Raw genomic sequence first — 15,760 nt, 5'->3', positions numbered from 1 at the left:
ACTGGAAAGCAGCGTTAAATCGTTTTATGATCGAGTTTGAAGATCGACTCATTGACCATATTTGAACAGGGCAGTTACACAGAATTATCTACAGGCTCTGTTGCCCGTACTATCCATGAAATAATAATTACTGACGGTGTCGTCGCATGCTACCCGTTTTTTATATCTATTTCAACGACGACCGAGGAGTGCCCTTCTGTTTGTATAGAAGCACCACACTGTTTACATAAATTGAGCATGCGCCTATTACCTGGAGCAACGTGTCCTCGCAATGTATTCAATCTATTCGCGCTGGCTGATTCAACCAGCTTTTTGATCAGTTCATAACCAATGCCCTGACCTTGATACGCATCCATCACTGTTATCGCAAACTCGGCAACACCAAATTCATCAGGCAGTTTCACATAACGAGCAATGGCGATGCCTCTCTCTTTTCCCTCTTGTAGTAAGGATGCACACCAGGCCATGTGATTTATTCCATCAATGTTTGACAAGTAGTCGAGTTGCTCTTTAGACAATGTATTGATTGGTGATGCGAAGCGTTGCCAGCGTGATTGGCTAGATAAACCAGCCATACCGTTTTCTAACTGTGCCCTTAAAAACTCGGGCGTGTGATTGGTTTCAGGTTCTACGCATAGCTGAATGTGGTAAGCGTTGCCATTCTTCATACGTAATTTGATGGACGATCCCGGTTGATTCACTGCACCGAAACCTTTGCATCATTCGCGTCCGAATGTGGTTTGTTCTCAGCTTTTCTCATCACGAGTGGGATCATCTTCCGGACGGCCATATTTACTTGCGGTTAGTGATAGAACAAAGAGTGCACCACTGAGCAGAAAGATCGATGCCGAGATGCTGAGCAGTAGATAGAGATGAAAGCTGTCTGATACGTGCTGCACGTCAATCACCAGATGCCTCGAAAGGGCGGTAATGGCAATGAATATCAGGAACTGCACGGGCAGCCTGTGTGTTTTGAAATAAATCCCGATCATTGCACCCAGTTCAAGATAGATAAAAAGTAAAAGAATATCTTTTCATGCTGCGTAGCCTTTGCCCATCATCTGCAGATATTCGTAAGCAGCAGACCATACGATTGTTGCGCCGATAACAAACAACGCAAGGTAATGGAATCCATCTACAAGGATGTTTCCGATTCTTTGTACTTTCTCAGTATCTTTGTTCATGAATATTTACTACGTATGTCGGTTTCTTGGAGTTTTTAATATCTTTCTTGTCTGGGAGCATCGCATATATTTCGATTGATTGCAGTTATTGCCACCAGGTGCACAGTATAAGCGCAGTAAATCTTTCTTGAATTTATTGCAGTACAAAAGCCTGTGCCATTGTCTAAACTGATAGTGTTATACGAGTGGTGTATTCCAATTTCATAGTGGAGGAGTAGAGATGAAAAAACGAATCATGGCGGTTGCCATTGCGAGTAGCATGCTGGTGATAGGCTGTATGGAAAATGACCCAAACAAGCGTGCAAAAATTGGTGCGGGCATCGGTGCAGTGACTGGTGCAATCATTGGCAATAATGTTGGTGGCGGGGGCGGAAGGAATCGTTTTGCCGGTGCTGTAATCGGTGCTCTTGCAGGTGGTGCAGTTGGCCATTACATGGATGAACAGGCGCGTGAATTAAGACGCGCACTCGAGAGTGAACTGGCGGCTGACTATGCAACGGTTGAACGCATTGATATGGATACTATCAAGGTAAGCCTCAGCAGTGAGGCATCATTTAGTCTGGATAGTGCGAGCCTGAAAAGCACCATGAAACCGGCTCTCAATCGTGTAGCCTCGGTAATGGGTCGTTACAACAAAACGGTTGTTTATGTTATCGGCCATACTGACAGTTCCGGCAGCGACAGTTATAACCAGGATCTCTCCGAGCGGCGTGCATCAAGTGTTAGTGGTTATCTGTCTGGCGGTGGTGTTTCCAGGAACAGGCTCTATGCTGAGGGGCGTGGTGAGTCGCAACCGCGCGTTTCAAATTCGACCCACCAGGGGCGTAAGCTAAATCGCAGGGTTGAACTGTTTATCAATGCCGTGGTTGCCGGAAATGAGAGCCGCGCCAGCCAGAGTCCTTACTGAGTCCGAGCCCAGGCTCTTCAATTGTTGGCCGCGTAATGCGTGCGCGGCCAATGCCGGGCTTTATTACAGCTAGATAGAAGTCGCATTCTCCATCACGAAATCGCGGAATGCCCTTGCGGCCGGTGACAGGCGTTTGCCCTTGCGGTGAACCAGGTGCCAGTGTCGAATCAGCGGGAAACCATCGACATCAAGAACAGCGAGACGGCTGGTTTCAAGTTCCAGCTCAATCGTATGGGCGGAGACGATTGAGACACCCATGGCAGCGCGAACCGCCTGCTTGATTGCCTCGTTGCGCGTCATCTGCATGCCCTTTTTAAGCTTCAGTCCGGCTGAATCGAACAGGCGCTCGATAGCGATGCGCGTACCTGAACCGGTTTCACGAATCACAAAGGTCTCATCGGCAAGTTCCTGCATGGAGATATTCTTTTTTCCTGCCAGTGGGTGATCGGGCGCCGCGATGACGACCAAAGGGTTTTCCATGAAGGGCTCCCATTCGAGGTCCATCTCTTCCGGTGGCTGGCCCATCAGAACCAGGTCTTCCTCATTCTCCTTGAGAAGTTGCACCAGGCTTTCACGGTTTGTGACCAGTAGTGATAGCTCGATGCCGGGATAGATTTTACTGAATGCTGCGAGCAGGCGCGGTGCGAAGTAGTTAATCGTACTCGCAACGGCAATTTTAAGGTGCCCGCTGTTGACACCCTTCATTGATTCCATCACCTCGGCCGCCTCATCGAGCTCGCGGCAGATGTTCTGGCTGTAGTGATTGAGTTCGTGCCCGGCCTCGGTGAGGGATATCTGACGCCCGGTTTTTTCAAATAGTGGCAAGCCGACACTCTCTTCGAGCTGGCGTACTTGCATGGAGACTGCCGGTTGGGACAGGTGCAGCTCTTCAGCAGCGCGTGTGAAACTCAGGTGTCGTGCAACGGCCTGAAAGACGTGGAGTTGTCTGAGTGTGACATGCATGTGAATAAGCCCGCGATGAAGTGTTCGCCTTAGTATAACAAAAAAATTATCCTTGTTATAACCAAACGAATAGGCAATTTATGCGCTTACTCACCGGCTATCATCATCGCCCTGATCAGCCAGGAGCCGGTTTGGATACTGCCCGGATAGTCTGCATCATTACCGACAGCAAGCAGATCCTTGAGCATCTGCCCCAGGTTGCCTGCGATGGTGATCTCCTCCACCGGGTAGAGAATTTCACCCTTCTCGACCCAGAAGCCGGCTGCACCACGTGAATAGTCACCGGTAACCATGTTGAGGCCCTGCCCCATCATTTCGGTCACAATAAGACCGGTGTCCAGCGCCGCTAGCATCTCTTCGAAGGACTCAGTATTTGGAGTAATTGTCAGGTTTCTGACGCCGCCTGCGTTACCGGTGGTCTCCATGCCAAGGCGACGGGCTGAATAGCTGCTTAAAACATAGCCCTGGATTACACCGTCAGCGACTATATCTCTAGCCGATGTCGCTACCCCTTCGGAATCGAAAGGTGCGCTTGCCAGCCCCCCGGGTTTGAGCGGGTCTTCGTGAACGCTGACCCATTCCGGAAACACCTGTTGGCCGAGTGAGTCGAGCAGAAAACTCGATTTGCGGTAAAGACTGCCACCGGAAATGGCACCGATAAAGTTGCGCAACAGACCGGCCGCGACCTCTGGCTTGAATAGTATCGGTGCGGAGCGTGTGGATAATTTACGTGCACCAAGCCGTGAGATGGTACGTTCTGCAGCACGACGCCCGATCGATTCGACAGACTCAAGATCTCTTGAGTCACGAGCCGTGCTGTACCAGTAGTCGCGTTGCATTTCATCATTCTCACTTGCAAGCACGCTGCAGCTGATCGTATGGCGACTGCTCGGATATCCGGCATTGAACCCGAGTGAATTGCCATATACACCGACGCCTTCATCCTGGTTGACGGTGGCACCGTCGGAATTTGAAATGCGTGGATCGTAAGAACGTGCCGCAGCTTCGCAGGCAGTTGCGATCGATATTGTCTCTTCTACCGGAATCTGCCACGGGTGGTAAAGATCCAGGTCTGGCCACTCTTTCGCAAGGAGGTTCTCATCAGGCAAGCCGGCACAAGGGTCCTCGGCAGCATATTTTGCAATATCGCATGCTGCCGTCAGTGCCTCATCTATTGCTCCGTCAGAGAGATCGGAAGTGCTGGCTGAGCCTTTGCGCTGGCCATAGTAAACGGTGATCCCAAGCCCGTTGTCCGAGGTGTTTTCAATTGTCTCGACTTCACCAAGGCGCACTGTGGCGGTTATGCCGTGAGAGCTGTTGGCTGCAACTTCTGCCGCTGAAGCACCCTTCTCGCGTGCATGTTTGAGAACTGTGTCGACCAGGCTCTGCAGCTGCGCCTGTTTTGCATTCGCATCAAAACTCATGCGGTACCTCCAACAGTCAGCTCATCGATTTTAAGGGTCGGCTGTCCGATACCGACGGGAACACTCTGCCCATCCTTGCCGCACACACCGACGCCGGCATCAAGTGCCAGGTCGTTGCCGACCATGCTGACCATGGTTAGTACATCAGGCCCATTCCCGATCAAAGTTGCACCCTTGACCGGGACCGTGATTTTTCCGTTTTCGATAAGGTAAGCCTCGCTGGCGGAGAAGACGAACTTGCCCGAGGTGATGTCGACCTGGCCGCCACCAAAGTTGACTGCGTAGAGCCCCTTGTCAACACTGGCTATAATTTCATCTGGCTCCTGTTCACCGGCCAGCATGTAAGTGTTGGTCATACGCGGCATTGGCAGATGGGCATAGGATTCACGCCGGCCATTACCTGTCGATTGACATCCGGACAGGCGCGCATTGAGCTTGTCCTGCATATAACCCTTGAGAATACCCTTCTCGATCAATACCGTCTGCTGGGTTTGCGTGCCTTCATCATCCATGTTGAGCGATCCCCTGCGTTGTTCAAGCGTACCGTCATCGACAACGGTACATAGAGGTGAAGCAACCTGTTCGCCAACTCGGCCGGAAAATACAGACGTACCCTTGCGATTGAAATCGCCTTCAAGCCCATGACCAACAGCTTCATGCAGCAGAACGCCCGGCCAGCCTGAACCCAGTACCACCGGCATCAGACCGGCAGGGGCATCGACAGCCTCGAGATTGACCAGGGCTTGCCTGCTTGCTTCCTCGGCGAGATTCAGACCTCGACCGGTAATGAAAAACTCCAGTGTAGTGCGTCCGCCCGCGCCAGCACTGCCCTGTTCACGGCGCCCTTGCTGCTCGGCAATCACGTGTACGTTCATGCGCACAAGTGGGCGAATATCGCCGGCAAGAGTTCCATCGGTTGCGGCAACGACGACACTGTCATGGGCCGCTACAAGACTGACGATTACCTGCTGGATTCGCGGGTCCTGTGCACGTGCATGTTCTTCAACTTCGTGCAGCAGCTGTATCTTGTCTTCGCGTGAAATTGTGTCGAGCGGATTGACTGGCTGGTACAGCGCTGGCTGGTGTCTTAGCGAAACCGGCACAGTGACAGAGCTTCCACTGGCTGCAATGGCCCGGGATGTTTTCGCGGCTGAGAGGAGGCTGGCAAAATCGAGATCATCAGTATAGGCGAACCCTGTTTTCTCACCACTGTTTGCGCGGATGCCTGCACCCTGCTCGATATTGTAACTGCCTTCCTTGACGATACCGTCTTCCAGTGTCCATGCCTCGAGACGGCTGGCCTGAAAATAGATGTCTGCATAATCGAGTTGGTGTGCACAGAGCTCACCAAGGAGGCGGTCTATCTCCTGTTCACCAATTGATACAGGGGCCAGCAGTTGCCGGCTGGCAAGTTCATAGGAGGTCGTCATACTGTTTAGCTCGTTTTGCAGGTGAGGCGTCTGTGATTAAGGCTTGGAAAGTTTTGGCGTGTTGATTCGAGAAAATCGAGATCAACAGTGGCTGAAGCGACCCCCGTGCCTTTACCGAGTTCGGTAAGTACTGTGCCCCAGGGGTCCACCAGCATGCTGTGGCCGTGGGTTTCACGCCCGCTGACATGGAAGCTACCTTGTGCACTGGCAATTACGAAACAGAGGTTTTCGATCGCTCTTGCTCTGACGAGGATATCCCAGTGCGCCTTGCCGGTCACTTCAGTGAAAGCAGCGGGAACAGCGATGATGCGTGCTCCCTTGTCGATTAGATCTCGAAACATTTCTGGAAAACGCAAATCGTAGCAAATGGCAACACCGAGAGGACCACACGGGGTATCGATTACCAGGCTGGAATCGCCAGGCTCGATTGCAAGTGATTCAGAGTATTGCTCGTTAGCATCGACGAGTTGAACATCAAAGAGATGCATCTTGTCATAGCGCCCGGCGAGTTCCCCCTCACTATTGTAGATCAGGCAGGAGGAGCGTACGCGTGAGTCGTCGGATGAGACCAGCGGGACTGTACCGCCGACGATCCAGATGTCATTGTCATTTGCCTGTCGGCTCAGAAATGACTGCACTTTTCCGTCACCAAAGTGCTCTGCGACGGAGACCATTTCAACGCATCTTTGACCCATGAAGGAGAAGTTTTCCGGTAGAACGACGAGCTTGCTGCCATCATCGGCCGCCTGCTTGATAAGGCGCTTTGCCTCGAGCAGGTTGGCATCGATATTGGTACCGCTTGCCATCTGGATGGCGGAGACTTTGACGTTCTCGGACATAGGTGCCTGTTTCAGAAAATCCGGACTACGAAGCATACCACAAAGGCAGGAGATAACATGCCGGGCTGGGGCTTCAGCGTGTGATGCTCAATCTGTGAGCGGCAGGCCGTGCGAATCGGTTTTCTCCTCTTTCTGCCCCGGTTTCTTCTCATCACTATCTTGTTGCTTGCCGATGCGCTCAATGAGGGGGTCATCCCATGACCCTGTTACCAGGTATTTTGTTTCTGCGATACGGTCAATTTTATCTCCGGCGATTGCGCCGGCGAGTAACAGGGCGGCACCGACAACCGGACCCCCGGCGAGCGTTCCGGCGAGGGGCAGTGCGCCGTGCAGCTTGGGCTTGACGGTAATTTCCTGGTCTAATTCACGCGTTTTCAGGTTGGTTTGACCCTTGATGATAATATCTCCGGCCGGCGCCGAGATTTTTAAATTCTCGGTGGTGGCAATCCCGCTGGCAAGTACCGCCTTGCCGGAAATTTTATCGAAACCGAATCCCTCCTTGGTAAAGTCACTGAAATCGAGAGAGAGGCGACGTTGCAGGGCACGCAGATTGACGAGGCCGATAAAGCGCCCGAATCCGGGTTTTGCATCACTCAGACGGCCTTTGCCTGATTTCACCTTGATATTTCCTTCAAGGCGCTCGAAAGCGAAGTTGGCCGGTGCACCAGGCCAGTTGAGATTGACAGTGAAGGTGCCGGGAGACTGCTCAATCTGTGCCGTGATCCCGAGACCTTTCAGTGCCTTGCCGAGGTCATCAGCAGTGATGCTGGCCTCGATACGGGCCTCCTCTTTTCTACCGCTCTTCGTCCAGTTGCCGTTGCTACTGATATGGAGGTTCTCATTGGCAATCTCCAGGGCGGAGAGTTGCATGCCGTTTTTAATCCGTTTTGTCGCCAGCTGCAGTGATCCATATGGAATGTCATTGATCTCGAGTGATTCACTTGAGAGCAGCAGCAGAGGAGCGGTGCGAGGGTCAAGAGAGCTTTTTCGTGTTGTTGATTTACCCACGTCACTGGTTTCAAAGTGCAATTTGAGATAGGCGAACTCAGCAATAAACGGGGTCTTGTTGTTGACGGGGAAAGTAAAGGCGCCGCCAATTTCAGGTGAAAAGAGTGTTCCGCCGTGTCCGCCTGAAACAATGTTGATCTCGTTATCTCCGTATTGGATATCAACGGGCGGCTCGCCTTGGTCAAGTGGCAGGGAAACCGAAGTACGCCTCTTTTGCTGTGGCGACTTGTACAGATTAAAGGGCAACTCGACTCCTGTGCCAACAAGCTGGCTGGTTGCATTCAGCCTGACACGGCCTTTCGACTCAAGCGAAGGGATCAGCACCTTCACATCCCATTCCGATTCACCATTGAGCGGTACTGATTTAAGCGCAGGCAAATGCTGCTTGAGTGTTTCTACGTTTATCAAGGTTATGGACTGAATCTCTATGCCACCTTTTTTTGCGGGTGAGATATCAGCCAGGAGCTCAGCGCCAAGTGCAGTTGCCTTGATATCTTCAGCGAGAAGGCCATCTTGCGTCATATGCAGTACGCCACTGATCTCATCAATTGAAATGTCGGAGTGATTGAACTGTAGCCGGTTCCCGTTGAGTGCGAGACTGCCTTCGAATTCTGTTTTCGGGTGCGACTTCTTCAGCGGAATTGAGAGATCGATAGCCAGCAGCGATTCACCCTCGGCTTTAATGGCGTCGGCAAATTTGCCGAAACGTTGACTCAACGGGCTTTCTCGCAGCAATCTCAGCGGATCCTGGATAGAGCCCTCGATACGTCCGCTAATCTGTAGAGGCGTGAGAGGCTTAAGGCTCTCTATAGTGGCCGTGGTCTGGGAGACCTGGCTGTCGTATATTTTTCCTGCCGACGCATTGATCGTCATGCTATTGCGATGAAAATGGACATTCGCCTGCAGCTCTTCTATGGAAGGCCACTCCTCGCGGTAATCAAGCCTCACACCGTCCACGTCAAACTGGAAGTCGAAAATATCCTCTTTTGCCAGCTTGGTGGGGAAATGATTCAGGGGGCCTTTGATGCGCGCCGTTCCATTGCTCAGTTCACCGCTCTGCAGGCTCTTCTCCAGCCAGGATACAAGGTTGGGCTTCATGATGCCAACCGGGTAGTAGGCGGGTGCGGAGTGAACTTCAGCGCGTAAGACTTTCCCCATGTAATCAAGCAGCGGGGATTTTTCCTCGCGGGTTATCAGGCGGAAGGCGTGTTCTGTATCCAGGTCATCATTGTTGAGCATGACCCGGTTAGAGGCGATCAGCATGCCACCGTCGCGCGGAAACCACTGGATTTCTCCGTTGAGACTGCCGATAGCAATAGGCTTGCGGAAAAGGTCTTCGAACTCAATGCTCGCCTCGCTCGTATCAAGCGTCAGGCGCCCGCCATTATGACCGGCTTCAATTTGACCGCTGATATTGCTGAAGCCGGGAATTTTGTTGACGGCGAGGAGGCCGAGGCGCTCCAGTTTTGCACTGAATTGCCACTCCAGCGGGCGTTCCATTCGAATGCCCAGCATGATATCGGATGCATGCCCTTGCGGAAAAGTTGCAAACAGGTGCTCTAGTACCCTGGAATCTATTGTGCGGAATTTCAGGGTTTTGATCAGGTGTTCAATATCGAAGGTATCGGCACCCAGGAACAGGGTATAGGGAGCATTTTCGTTCTCCTCGCGTAATGCAAAGCTAAGCTGGTTTGTTGGCCATTGCGAGCCATTGCTCGAGATCTTCATATTGGCAAGGTCAATGCGCCATCCATGCTCTTCATGATGCCAGCAGAAATTACCACTGGCCCAGTCAACGCTGAGTTTGGGTGCGTCGTGATCGGGCGAAATAAATGCAACCTGGTTTGCCGAGAAGCGCCCCTGTAACCTGGTCATTTGTCCCGCTTTCCAGTCGCTCCATAACTCAAAGCTGCTACTGCCATTCTCGATACCGTAATGGCCGGGAATCTTGTCGCCGACCAGCCATGCGAGATCAAGTTGAGATGTGATGAGATGGATTCTGCCTTCCCACTCCTGCAGTGACTTATCGGGTGTTGTGAATTCAGCCGACAGCGTCATTTCGCCGCGGTCCTTCTTGTCGAAACCTAGCGTTGCCTGTAGCTGGTGCCTGTTCCCGTTGTTAATCAGAGTAAGAGATGCCGGTTCAAACCGGGTGATACGGTTGGACTTGAACAGATCGATAAAGACAATGCGCGCATTGTTTAGTGCCAGGGACTCTGGCTGAAACAGGAGTCGACTGATTTCTGCATAATCGGGCGGTGTATCATCGACCGGTCTCTCCACACCATAGACGCTGAAGGCTCCGCTGGAATCGCGCACCAGTGAGAGAGACATGCCATCAATAATGGCAGACTTGGGAACAATATTCTGATGCTCGAGAAGATTGATGATACTGAGGTGGAACTGGATAGAATCTGCCTGAAGGACTATAGCGGTACCACTTTTATCCAGAACGGTGAACTGATGCAGCCTGACTATGGGGCCAGTGCCTGCCCAGTGGGTGGTAATGCTGTCAGCAGATATGCGATAGCCACTCTGTTCGCTCAACGATGTCAGAATTGCGGCCTGGTTATCCTCAATATATAGAGGCACAAGGATGCGTGCTGCGCTGATCAGTAGAGCAAAAAGCACCAGCAGGAAGACAAAAGGATTAACGAGATAACGCATTCAGCTGAAATCGCAGGCCATGAATAGTGGAGAGTGACTCTGGTCAATCCCTTGTTTACGCCCCGTTGTCATACCATTTGCCGGGGCTTGATTATTGTTCAGATACCTCTTAGAGCAGCACAACGTCAAATTGTTCCTGAGTGTAGAGTTGTTCGGCTTGCAGGCGGATGGTTTTTTCGATGAACTGTTCGAGTTCGGCAAGGTTGGCCGACTCCTCGTCGAGTAACAGGTCGATGACTTCCTGAGATGCAAGAACCAGTAGGGATTCGACGTCGAATTGTCGCGATTCTCTTAAAATTTCCCTGAAAACCTCGTAACATGTCGTTTCTGGCGTCTTTAGCGTCCGGCGTCCGTTGCATACCGGACAGGACTCACACAGAACGTGTTCGAGGGATTCCCGGGTGCGTTTGCGCGTCATTTCAACCAGGCCGAGAGCCGATACCTCGGTGATTTGGGTTTTGGTGTGATCCCGCGCCAGCGACTTATCAAGCGCACGCAGCACCTGACGCTTGTGCTCATCAACGGTCATGTCAATAAAATCGATAATGATGATGCCGCCGAGATTGCGTAGTCGCAACTGACGGCTGATCGCCTGGGCGGCTTCGAGGTTGGTCTTGAAAATGGTCTCCTCGAGGGTGCGATGTCCGACGAATGCGCCGGTGTTGACATCGATCGTGGTCATCGCCTCGGTCTGATCTATGATCAGGTGCCCACCTGATTTGAGGTCGACCTTGCGTTCGAGCGCTTTCTGAATCTCGTCTTCTATGCCATAGAGGTCAAAAATGGGGCGTTCACCAGGGTAGTACTCGATACGGTCAGTGATCTCGGGGATGAACTTGTCAGAGAATTCGACCGCACGCTCGAAAGTTGCTTTTGAATCGATGCGGATTTTCTCTACATCGGTATCAACCATGTCACGCAGAGAGCGCCGTGACAGCGGCAAATCCTCGTGGATCAGTTCACTGGGCTGCGCTTGTTTCATGCGCTCTTCGATCGATTCCCACAGGCGCGAAAGGAACAGCATATCGGCACCTAGTGCCATATCTTCTGCGCTCTCGGCAGCGGTGCGGGCGATAAAGCCACCCTGGATATTGTGTTGTACTGCAAATTTTTCGATTAGGTCTCGCAGGCGTTTACGTACCTCGCCGTCTTCGATCTTCTGCGAAATACCGACAGTACCCGTGGCGTTCGGCAGAAAAACCAGGAAACGCGAGGGAATCGAAAGGTTGGTGGTCAGGCGTGCGCCCTTGGTGCCGAGCGGGTCCTTGACGACCTGGACCAGAACGGGTTCGCCGTCGCGTACTAACTCGGTAATATTGGGTGTCCTTTCATCGTTGACCGATGTGCCGGAAATATCCGAAGCGTGCAGGAATGCTGCCCGTGCGAGGCCGATATCGACGAAGGCAGCCTGCATGCCAGGCAATACCCGGCACACCTTGCCCTTGTAGATATTTCCGACAATGCCGCGTTTCTTGGTGCGTTCGATGATGATCTCCTGGACCACGCCATTCTCAACCACCGCAACACGTGTCTCCGGGGGAGTGACATTGACCAGGATCTCTTCGCTCATCAGTTTTACCCTTTCCTTTTATTTATAGTTTATATCCGGCTCGCTGTAACAGCTGCCCGGTTTCATACAGGGGTAACCCCATAATGCCAGAATAACTCCCTTCAATCTTCTCAATAAATAGCGCTCCCTTGCCTTGTATGCCATATCCGCCGGCCTTGTCGGTTGGTTCATTGGTCTCCCAGTAGGCCAGGATCTCTGCTTCTGAAATATCACGAAACCAGACACGGCTGCTGCTTAGCATTTCGCCGTGCCGGCCGTCGGTCGCCAGTGAGACGGCAGAGAGGACTTCATGCATGCATCCTGAAAGCTGTATGAACATGGAGATGAAATCTTCAGCATCACGCGGTTTGCCCAAAATCCTGTTATCTAGGATGACGCTGGTATCTGCCGAAATAATCATCTCATTCGCTGTATAGCAGGAAGCGACAGCTGCGGCTTTCTCTCTTGCCATACGTATGACGTAGTCAGCTGCCGCCTCATCATCAAAGGGCGTCTCGTCAATATGTGCAGGATGCACATCGGGGCTGATGCCAATTTGCCGGAGCAGTTCAAGGCGTCGAGGCGATGCTGATGCAAGGATGATGCGTTGCGTAGACAGGTGTGCCTCACTCACGATGATAGGGGTGACCGTTCAGAACCGACAGGGCCCTGTAGAGCTGTTCGGCGAGCAATACCCGGACAAGTGGATGCGGTAGCGTCAGGGCGGAGAGAGACCAGCGGGCACGTGCGCTTGCGCGGCAGGATGGCGACAGGCCATCAGGCCCGCCAACCAACAGGGCAGTATCACTCCCCTGCTGCAGCCAGCCTTCAAGTTGTTTGGAGAGCTGCAGGGTTGACCAGGACTTACCCTTTTCATCCAGAGCAATCACGTTCGCGCCCTTGGGAATGGCTGCAAGCATACGCTTGCCCTCATCTTCAATCGCTTTCTCGATACTCGCATTTTTACCGCGATGTCCGGGGGCGATTTCAACGAGCTTCAGGTTGCATTCACGCGGCATGCGCTTGCTGTACTCCTCGTAGCCTTGCGTTACCCATGCGGGCATGCGTGTACCAACAGCAATCAGGTGGATATTCATGCGCGCAGCATGGCAATCACGGGAGCGGTGTCAGGGCGTACGTCACGCCACAACCAGAAGGATTCGGCCGCCTGTTCTACCAGCATGCCGAGGCCATCAAGAGCAATAGCTGCACCTTGTGCGCGGCCCCATTTGACGAAAGCAGTTGGCTCGTTGCTGTACATCATGTCGTATGTCCAGCCCTCATCATTCAGCAATCCGTCCGGAAGTGGAGGCACCTCTCCCTGGATACTGGCAGAGGTGGCATTGATAATGAGATCAAACTTGCCGCCGAGTTGATCGAAGCCGCACGCGGCGACGGGACCATAATTGACAAAACGGACGGCAAGTTCCTCGGCGCGGGAGACAGTGCGATTGACGATGGTGACTGAAACCGGATTCTTGTAGAGCAGTGGCGCGATGATGCCGCGTGTGGCGCCGCCGGCTCCAACAACGAGGATACGTTTGCCTGTAAATTCGAAACCGTGATTCTTAGCCAGGTCTGTGATCAGGCCGACACCATCGGTGTTATCGCCACGCAGTTCACCGCCTGTAGCAACAATCAATGTATTCACCGATCCGGCGAGTTCAGCGCGCTCGCTGAGGTCATCAACCATCTGAAAGGCACGTTCCTTGAAAGGCACAGTGACATTGAGTCCACAGCCGCCATCGTTCAGAAAATCGTGTACGTCGCCGTTAAAATCCTCCATGTCACCGAGGATGCGGGTATAGAGTACCTCTTCGCCGGTTTGCTCCGCGAAGGCGGCATGAATTTCAGGCGACTTGCTGTGTTCGATGGGATTGCCGATCACGGCATATTTGCAGAACATACTGTTATCCTGCCTGTTCTGCCAGCAGCTCGGCTGCCCGGCGTGCGAAATAGGTCAGAATGCCATCGGCACCGGCGCGCTTGATACAGGTGAGTGACTCCATCATCACTGCATCCCCGTCGAGCCAACCGTTTTGTGCTGCTGCCATGTGCATGGCGTATTCGCCACTGACCTGGTAGACAAAAGTTGGTGCCGCGAAACTCTCTTTGACGCGACGGACGATGTCGAGATAGGGCATGCCCGGCTTGATCATCACCATGTCAGCACCCTCCTCGATATCGAGTGCCACCTCGTGCACTGCTTCGTCACTGTTGGCCGGGTCCTGCTGGTAGGTGTACTTGTTGCCGGCACCGAGATTGGCAGCGGAGCCGACAGCGTCGCGAAACGGGCCGTAGTAGCTGGAAGCATACTTGGCGGAGTAGGCAAGAATGCGTGTGTGGATATGCCCTTCTGATTCCAGCGCCTCGCGTACTGAGCCGATGCGTCCGTCCATCATGTCAGAAGGTGCGACCACGTCTGCACCTGCAGCGGCGTGTGACAGTGCCTGTTTGACCAGCACCTCGACAGTCTCGTCATTCATCACGTAGCCAGAGTCGTCAATCAGCCCGTCCTGTCCATGGGTGGTGAAGGGATCGAGTGCAACATCAGTGATAATGCCCATGTCAGGCAGGGCGTTCTTCAGTTCCTTGACAGCGCGTTGTGCCAGTCCATCCGGATTAAAGGCCTCACGTGCATCTTCAGATTTGGCCTCAGCAGGAGTAACGGGAAAAAGTGCCATTGCAGGTACACCGAGTGAGTGCAGCAATTTTGCCTCTTCCAGCAGCAGGTCGATGCTGAGACGGTCAACACCTGGCATGGAAGCAACAGCTTCGCGCTGGTTACTGCCTTCAAGCACAAAAACCGGGTAGATGAGGTCATCAGGAGTTAATGTTGTTTCCCGCATCAGACGGCGAGAAAAGCCATCACGACGCATGCGTCGCATGCGCGTTGCAGGAAATTGGCGGGATACCTGTTGCCAGCTCATATCATCAAGCCCTGGGAAAGATTATTATTCAACCCTAACATTGTAACTGTTGTTGTATGTGCTTGTCAGTCATGCTCTTGCACCTTGCACCTTGCACCTTGCACCTTGCACCTTGCACCTTGCACCCTACGCCTTTCTATTTTTTACCTGAACAGATGAAAACAGATAGTAAGGCGATATTCGACGTCAACGAGTATGACTTCCAGGCGCGTGTTCTCGATGCCTCTGCAGCAAAACCCGTGCTGGTTGATTTCTGGGCTGACTGGTGCGGACCCTGTCATGCGCTTGCGCCGCATCTCTATCGAGCGATCGAGGAGCATGACGGTGCTGTGCAGCTTGCCAAGCTGGAAGTGGACGAGGGTGAGAACATGCGCCTCGCCGGCAAATACCTGGTACGTGGTGTTCCGACCGTAATTGCATTCTGGCAGGGTGAAGAGGTCGTGCGTTTCTCAAGTGCAAAACCGATGCACTGGATAACAGAGTGGATTGATGAGCACCTGTCGGAGGCGTTGCTGTCCAGCTAAGCCCTGTTCAGAAGGGCTGTCATCAGAAAGGGATGATGGCGTCAGTTACCCAGGCTGCGGTTTCGCCGGTTGATTCAACAGCATCGCCGGCAGTGCCGGGAATCACGGCATCAGCCACTTCAAACGGGGCCTTGACCACGAAGGCAGCAGTCTCGCCGACGAAGCAGCCGCCGAGTTGTGCGGCAAAAAATGGAATAATCAGTAGCTTGTATTTTTTCATACGCGAAGACTATCTGCCAGGCCCTTAGTTGCCAAGCTGTTTCTGTAAACAGTAGTCATCCATGATAAATCCGTTACCAATATCAGTTACCAGTTCCCCGTTGATAAGCATGCCC

The 15,760-nt window shown here is 52.7% G+C and carries 16 protein-coding genes; 2 read left to right on the top strand and 14 right to left on the bottom strand.

What is annotated here, in order from left to right; genetic code table 11:
- Nucleotides 1–149: 149 nt before the first annotated feature.
- Genes BOW51_RS01800 through BOW51_RS11550 form a run of 3 tightly spaced genes read right to left on the bottom strand, consistent with a single transcriptional unit; the run spans nt 150 to nt 1,184 of the window.
- Complete coding sequence (locus BOW51_RS01800) at nt 150–701, bottom strand: GNAT family N-acetyltransferase (protein WP_135567996.1); 552 nt, start codon at nt 699–701, stop codon at nt 150–152.
- 45 nt (nt 702–746) lie between these two features.
- Complete coding sequence (locus BOW51_RS11555) at nt 747–1,028, bottom strand: phosphate-starvation-inducible PsiE family protein (RefSeq protein ID WP_281252853.1); 282 nt, start codon at nt 1,026–1,028, stop codon at nt 747–749.
- A gap of 6 nt (nt 1,029–1,034) precedes the next feature.
- Entirely contained in the window at nt 1,035–1,184 is a 150-nt protein-coding gene (locus tag BOW51_RS11550; RefSeq protein WP_245828347.1) for a hypothetical protein, read from the bottom strand.
- Between the two features lie 220 nt (nt 1,185–1,404).
- Between BOW51_RS11550 and BOW51_RS01790 the strand changes: the two genes are divergently transcribed.
- Nucleotides 1,405–2,091 carry a YiaD family glycine zipper/OmpA-like lipoprotein gene (locus tag BOW51_RS01790; RefSeq protein ID WP_078476154.1) on the top strand — a complete coding sequence of 229 codons (687 nt, stop codon included), beginning with the start codon at nt 1,405–1,407 and terminating at the stop codon, nt 2,089–2,091.
- 69 nt (nt 2,092–2,160) lie between these two features.
- On the opposite strand, the gene BOW51_RS01785 is transcribed toward BOW51_RS01790, so the two are convergent.
- The 10 genes from BOW51_RS01785 to hemB all read right to left on the bottom strand — a co-directional run bounded on the left by BOW51_RS01785 (nt 2,161) and on the right by hemB (nt 14,901).
- The gene (locus BOW51_RS01785) at nt 2,161–3,054 is read right to left on the bottom strand and encodes a LysR family transcriptional regulator (protein ID WP_078476153.1); all 894 of its coding nucleotides are present in this window, start codon (nt 3,052–3,054) and stop codon (nt 2,161–2,163) included.
- A gap of 86 nt (nt 3,055–3,140) precedes the next feature.
- Nucleotides 3,141–4,478: a metalloprotease PmbA gene (gene pmbA, locus BOW51_RS01780; protein WP_078476152.1), complete on the bottom strand. Its 1,338-nt coding sequence runs from the start codon at nt 4,476–4,478 to the stop codon at nt 3,141–3,143.
- Nucleotides 4,475–5,908, bottom strand: coding sequence for a metalloprotease TldD (gene tldD / locus BOW51_RS01775; RefSeq protein WP_078476151.1), 1,434 nt, complete (start codon nt 5,906–5,908; stop codon nt 4,475–4,477). Before tldD ends, pmbA begins: the two co-directional genes overlap by 4 nt.
- A 5-nt stretch (nt 5,909–5,913) precedes the next feature.
- Nucleotides 5,914–6,783 (bottom strand): carbon-nitrogen hydrolase family protein, encoded by an 870-nt coding sequence (locus BOW51_RS01770; RefSeq protein WP_245828345.1) that lies wholly within the window; start codon nt 6,781–6,783, stop codon nt 5,914–5,916.
- 51 nt (nt 6,784–6,834) lie between these two features.
- Nucleotides 6,835–10,422, bottom strand: a complete 3,588-nt coding sequence (locus BOW51_RS01765; protein ID WP_078476150.1) for a YhdP family phospholipid transporter — start codon at nt 10,420–10,422, stop codon at nt 6,835–6,837.
- 109 nt (nt 10,423–10,531) lie between these two features.
- On the bottom strand, nt 10,532–11,992 hold the full coding sequence (gene rng / locus BOW51_RS01760; protein WP_078476149.1) for a ribonuclease G: 1,461 nt from the start codon (nt 11,990–11,992) through the stop codon (nt 10,532–10,534).
- Between the two features lie 22 nt (nt 11,993–12,014).
- Nucleotides 12,015–12,605, bottom strand: coding sequence for a Maf family protein (locus BOW51_RS01755; protein ID WP_245828338.1), 591 nt, complete (start codon nt 12,603–12,605; stop codon nt 12,015–12,017).
- The gene (gene rlmH / locus BOW51_RS01750; RefSeq protein ID WP_078476148.1) at nt 12,598–13,068 is read right to left on the bottom strand and encodes a 23S rRNA (pseudouridine(1915)-N(3))-methyltransferase RlmH; all 471 of its coding nucleotides are present in this window, start codon (nt 13,066–13,068) and stop codon (nt 12,598–12,600) included. Before rlmH ends, BOW51_RS01755 begins: the two co-directional genes overlap by 8 nt.
- Nucleotides 13,065–13,877, bottom strand: coding sequence for a shikimate dehydrogenase (gene aroE, locus BOW51_RS01745; RefSeq protein WP_078476147.1), 813 nt, complete (start codon nt 13,875–13,877; stop codon nt 13,065–13,067). The genes rlmH and aroE overlap by 4 nt, the downstream gene beginning before the upstream one ends.
- A gap of 4 nt (nt 13,878–13,881) precedes the next feature.
- Nucleotides 13,882–14,901 carry a porphobilinogen synthase gene (gene hemB, locus BOW51_RS01740; protein ID WP_078476146.1) on the bottom strand — a complete coding sequence of 340 codons (1,020 nt, stop codon included), beginning with the start codon at nt 14,899–14,901 and terminating at the stop codon, nt 13,882–13,884.
- A gap of 155 nt (nt 14,902–15,056) precedes the next feature.
- Here hemB and BOW51_RS01735 point away from each other — a divergent pair, with 155 nt between their 5' ends.
- Nucleotides 15,057–15,425 carry a thioredoxin family protein gene (locus BOW51_RS01735; RefSeq protein ID WP_078476145.1) on the top strand — a complete coding sequence of 123 codons (369 nt, stop codon included), beginning with the start codon at nt 15,057–15,059 and terminating at the stop codon, nt 15,423–15,425.
- A 22-nt stretch (nt 15,426–15,447) separates the two neighbouring features.
- Here BOW51_RS01735 and BOW51_RS01730 read toward each other — a convergent pair whose 3' ends face one another.
- On the bottom strand, nt 15,448–15,645 hold the full coding sequence (locus BOW51_RS01730; RefSeq protein WP_078476144.1) for a hypothetical protein: 198 nt from the start codon (nt 15,643–15,645) through the stop codon (nt 15,448–15,450).
- Nucleotides 15,646–15,760 lie beyond the last annotated feature (115 nt).

The organism is Solemya elarraichensis gill symbiont (genome assembly GCF_002021095.1).
Taxonomy (GTDB): domain Bacteria; phylum Pseudomonadota; class Gammaproteobacteria; order Chromatiales; family Chromatiaceae.
The sequence above is the reverse complement of the archived record's forward strand: the minus strand, read 5'-3'. Positions and strand labels throughout refer to the sequence as shown.

Excerpts from the sequence above, each read along its gene's own strand:
- BOW51_RS11550 (WP_245828347.1), bottom strand. The coding sequence starts at position 1,184 with ATGAACAAAGATACTGAGAAAGTACAAAGAATCGGAAACATCCTTGTA.
- BOW51_RS01790 (WP_078476154.1), top strand. The coding sequence starts at position 1,405 with ATGAAAAAACGAATCATGGCGGTTGCCATTGCGAGTAGCATGCTGGTG.
- BOW51_RS01785 (WP_078476153.1), bottom strand. The coding sequence starts at position 3,054 with ATGCATGTCACACTCAGACAACTCCACGTCTTTCAGGCCGTTGCACGA.
- pmbA (WP_078476152.1), bottom strand. The coding sequence starts at position 4,478 with ATGAGTTTTGATGCGAATGCAAAACAGGCGCAGCTGCAGAGCCTGGTC.
- tldD (WP_078476151.1), bottom strand. The coding sequence starts at position 5,908 with ATGACGACCTCCTATGAACTTGCCAGCCGGCAACTGCTGGCCCCTGTA.
- BOW51_RS01770 (WP_245828345.1), bottom strand. The coding sequence starts at position 6,783 with ATGCTTCGTAGTCCGGATTTTCTGAAACAGGCACCTATGTCCGAGAAC.
- BOW51_RS01765 (WP_078476150.1), bottom strand. The coding sequence starts at position 10,422 with ATGCGTTATCTCGTTAATCCTTTTGTCTTCCTGCTGGTGCTTTTTGCT.
- rng (WP_078476149.1), bottom strand. The coding sequence starts at position 11,992 with ATGAGCGAAGAGATCCTGGTCAATGTCACTCCCCCGGAGACACGTGTT.
- rlmH (WP_078476148.1), bottom strand. The coding sequence starts at position 13,068 with ATGAATATCCACCTGATTGCTGTTGGTACACGCATGCCCGCATGGGTA.
- aroE (WP_078476147.1), bottom strand. The coding sequence starts at position 13,877 with ATGTTCTGCAAATATGCCGTGATCGGCAATCCCATCGAACACAGCAAG.
- hemB (WP_078476146.1), bottom strand. The coding sequence starts at position 14,901 with ATGAGCTGGCAACAGGTATCCCGCCAATTTCCTGCAACGCGCATGCGA.
- BOW51_RS01735 (WP_078476145.1), top strand. The coding sequence starts at position 15,057 with ATGAAAACAGATAGTAAGGCGATATTCGACGTCAACGAGTATGACTTC.
- BOW51_RS01730 (WP_078476144.1), bottom strand. The coding sequence starts at position 15,645 with ATGAAAAAATACAAGCTACTGATTATTCCATTTTTTGCCGCACAACTC.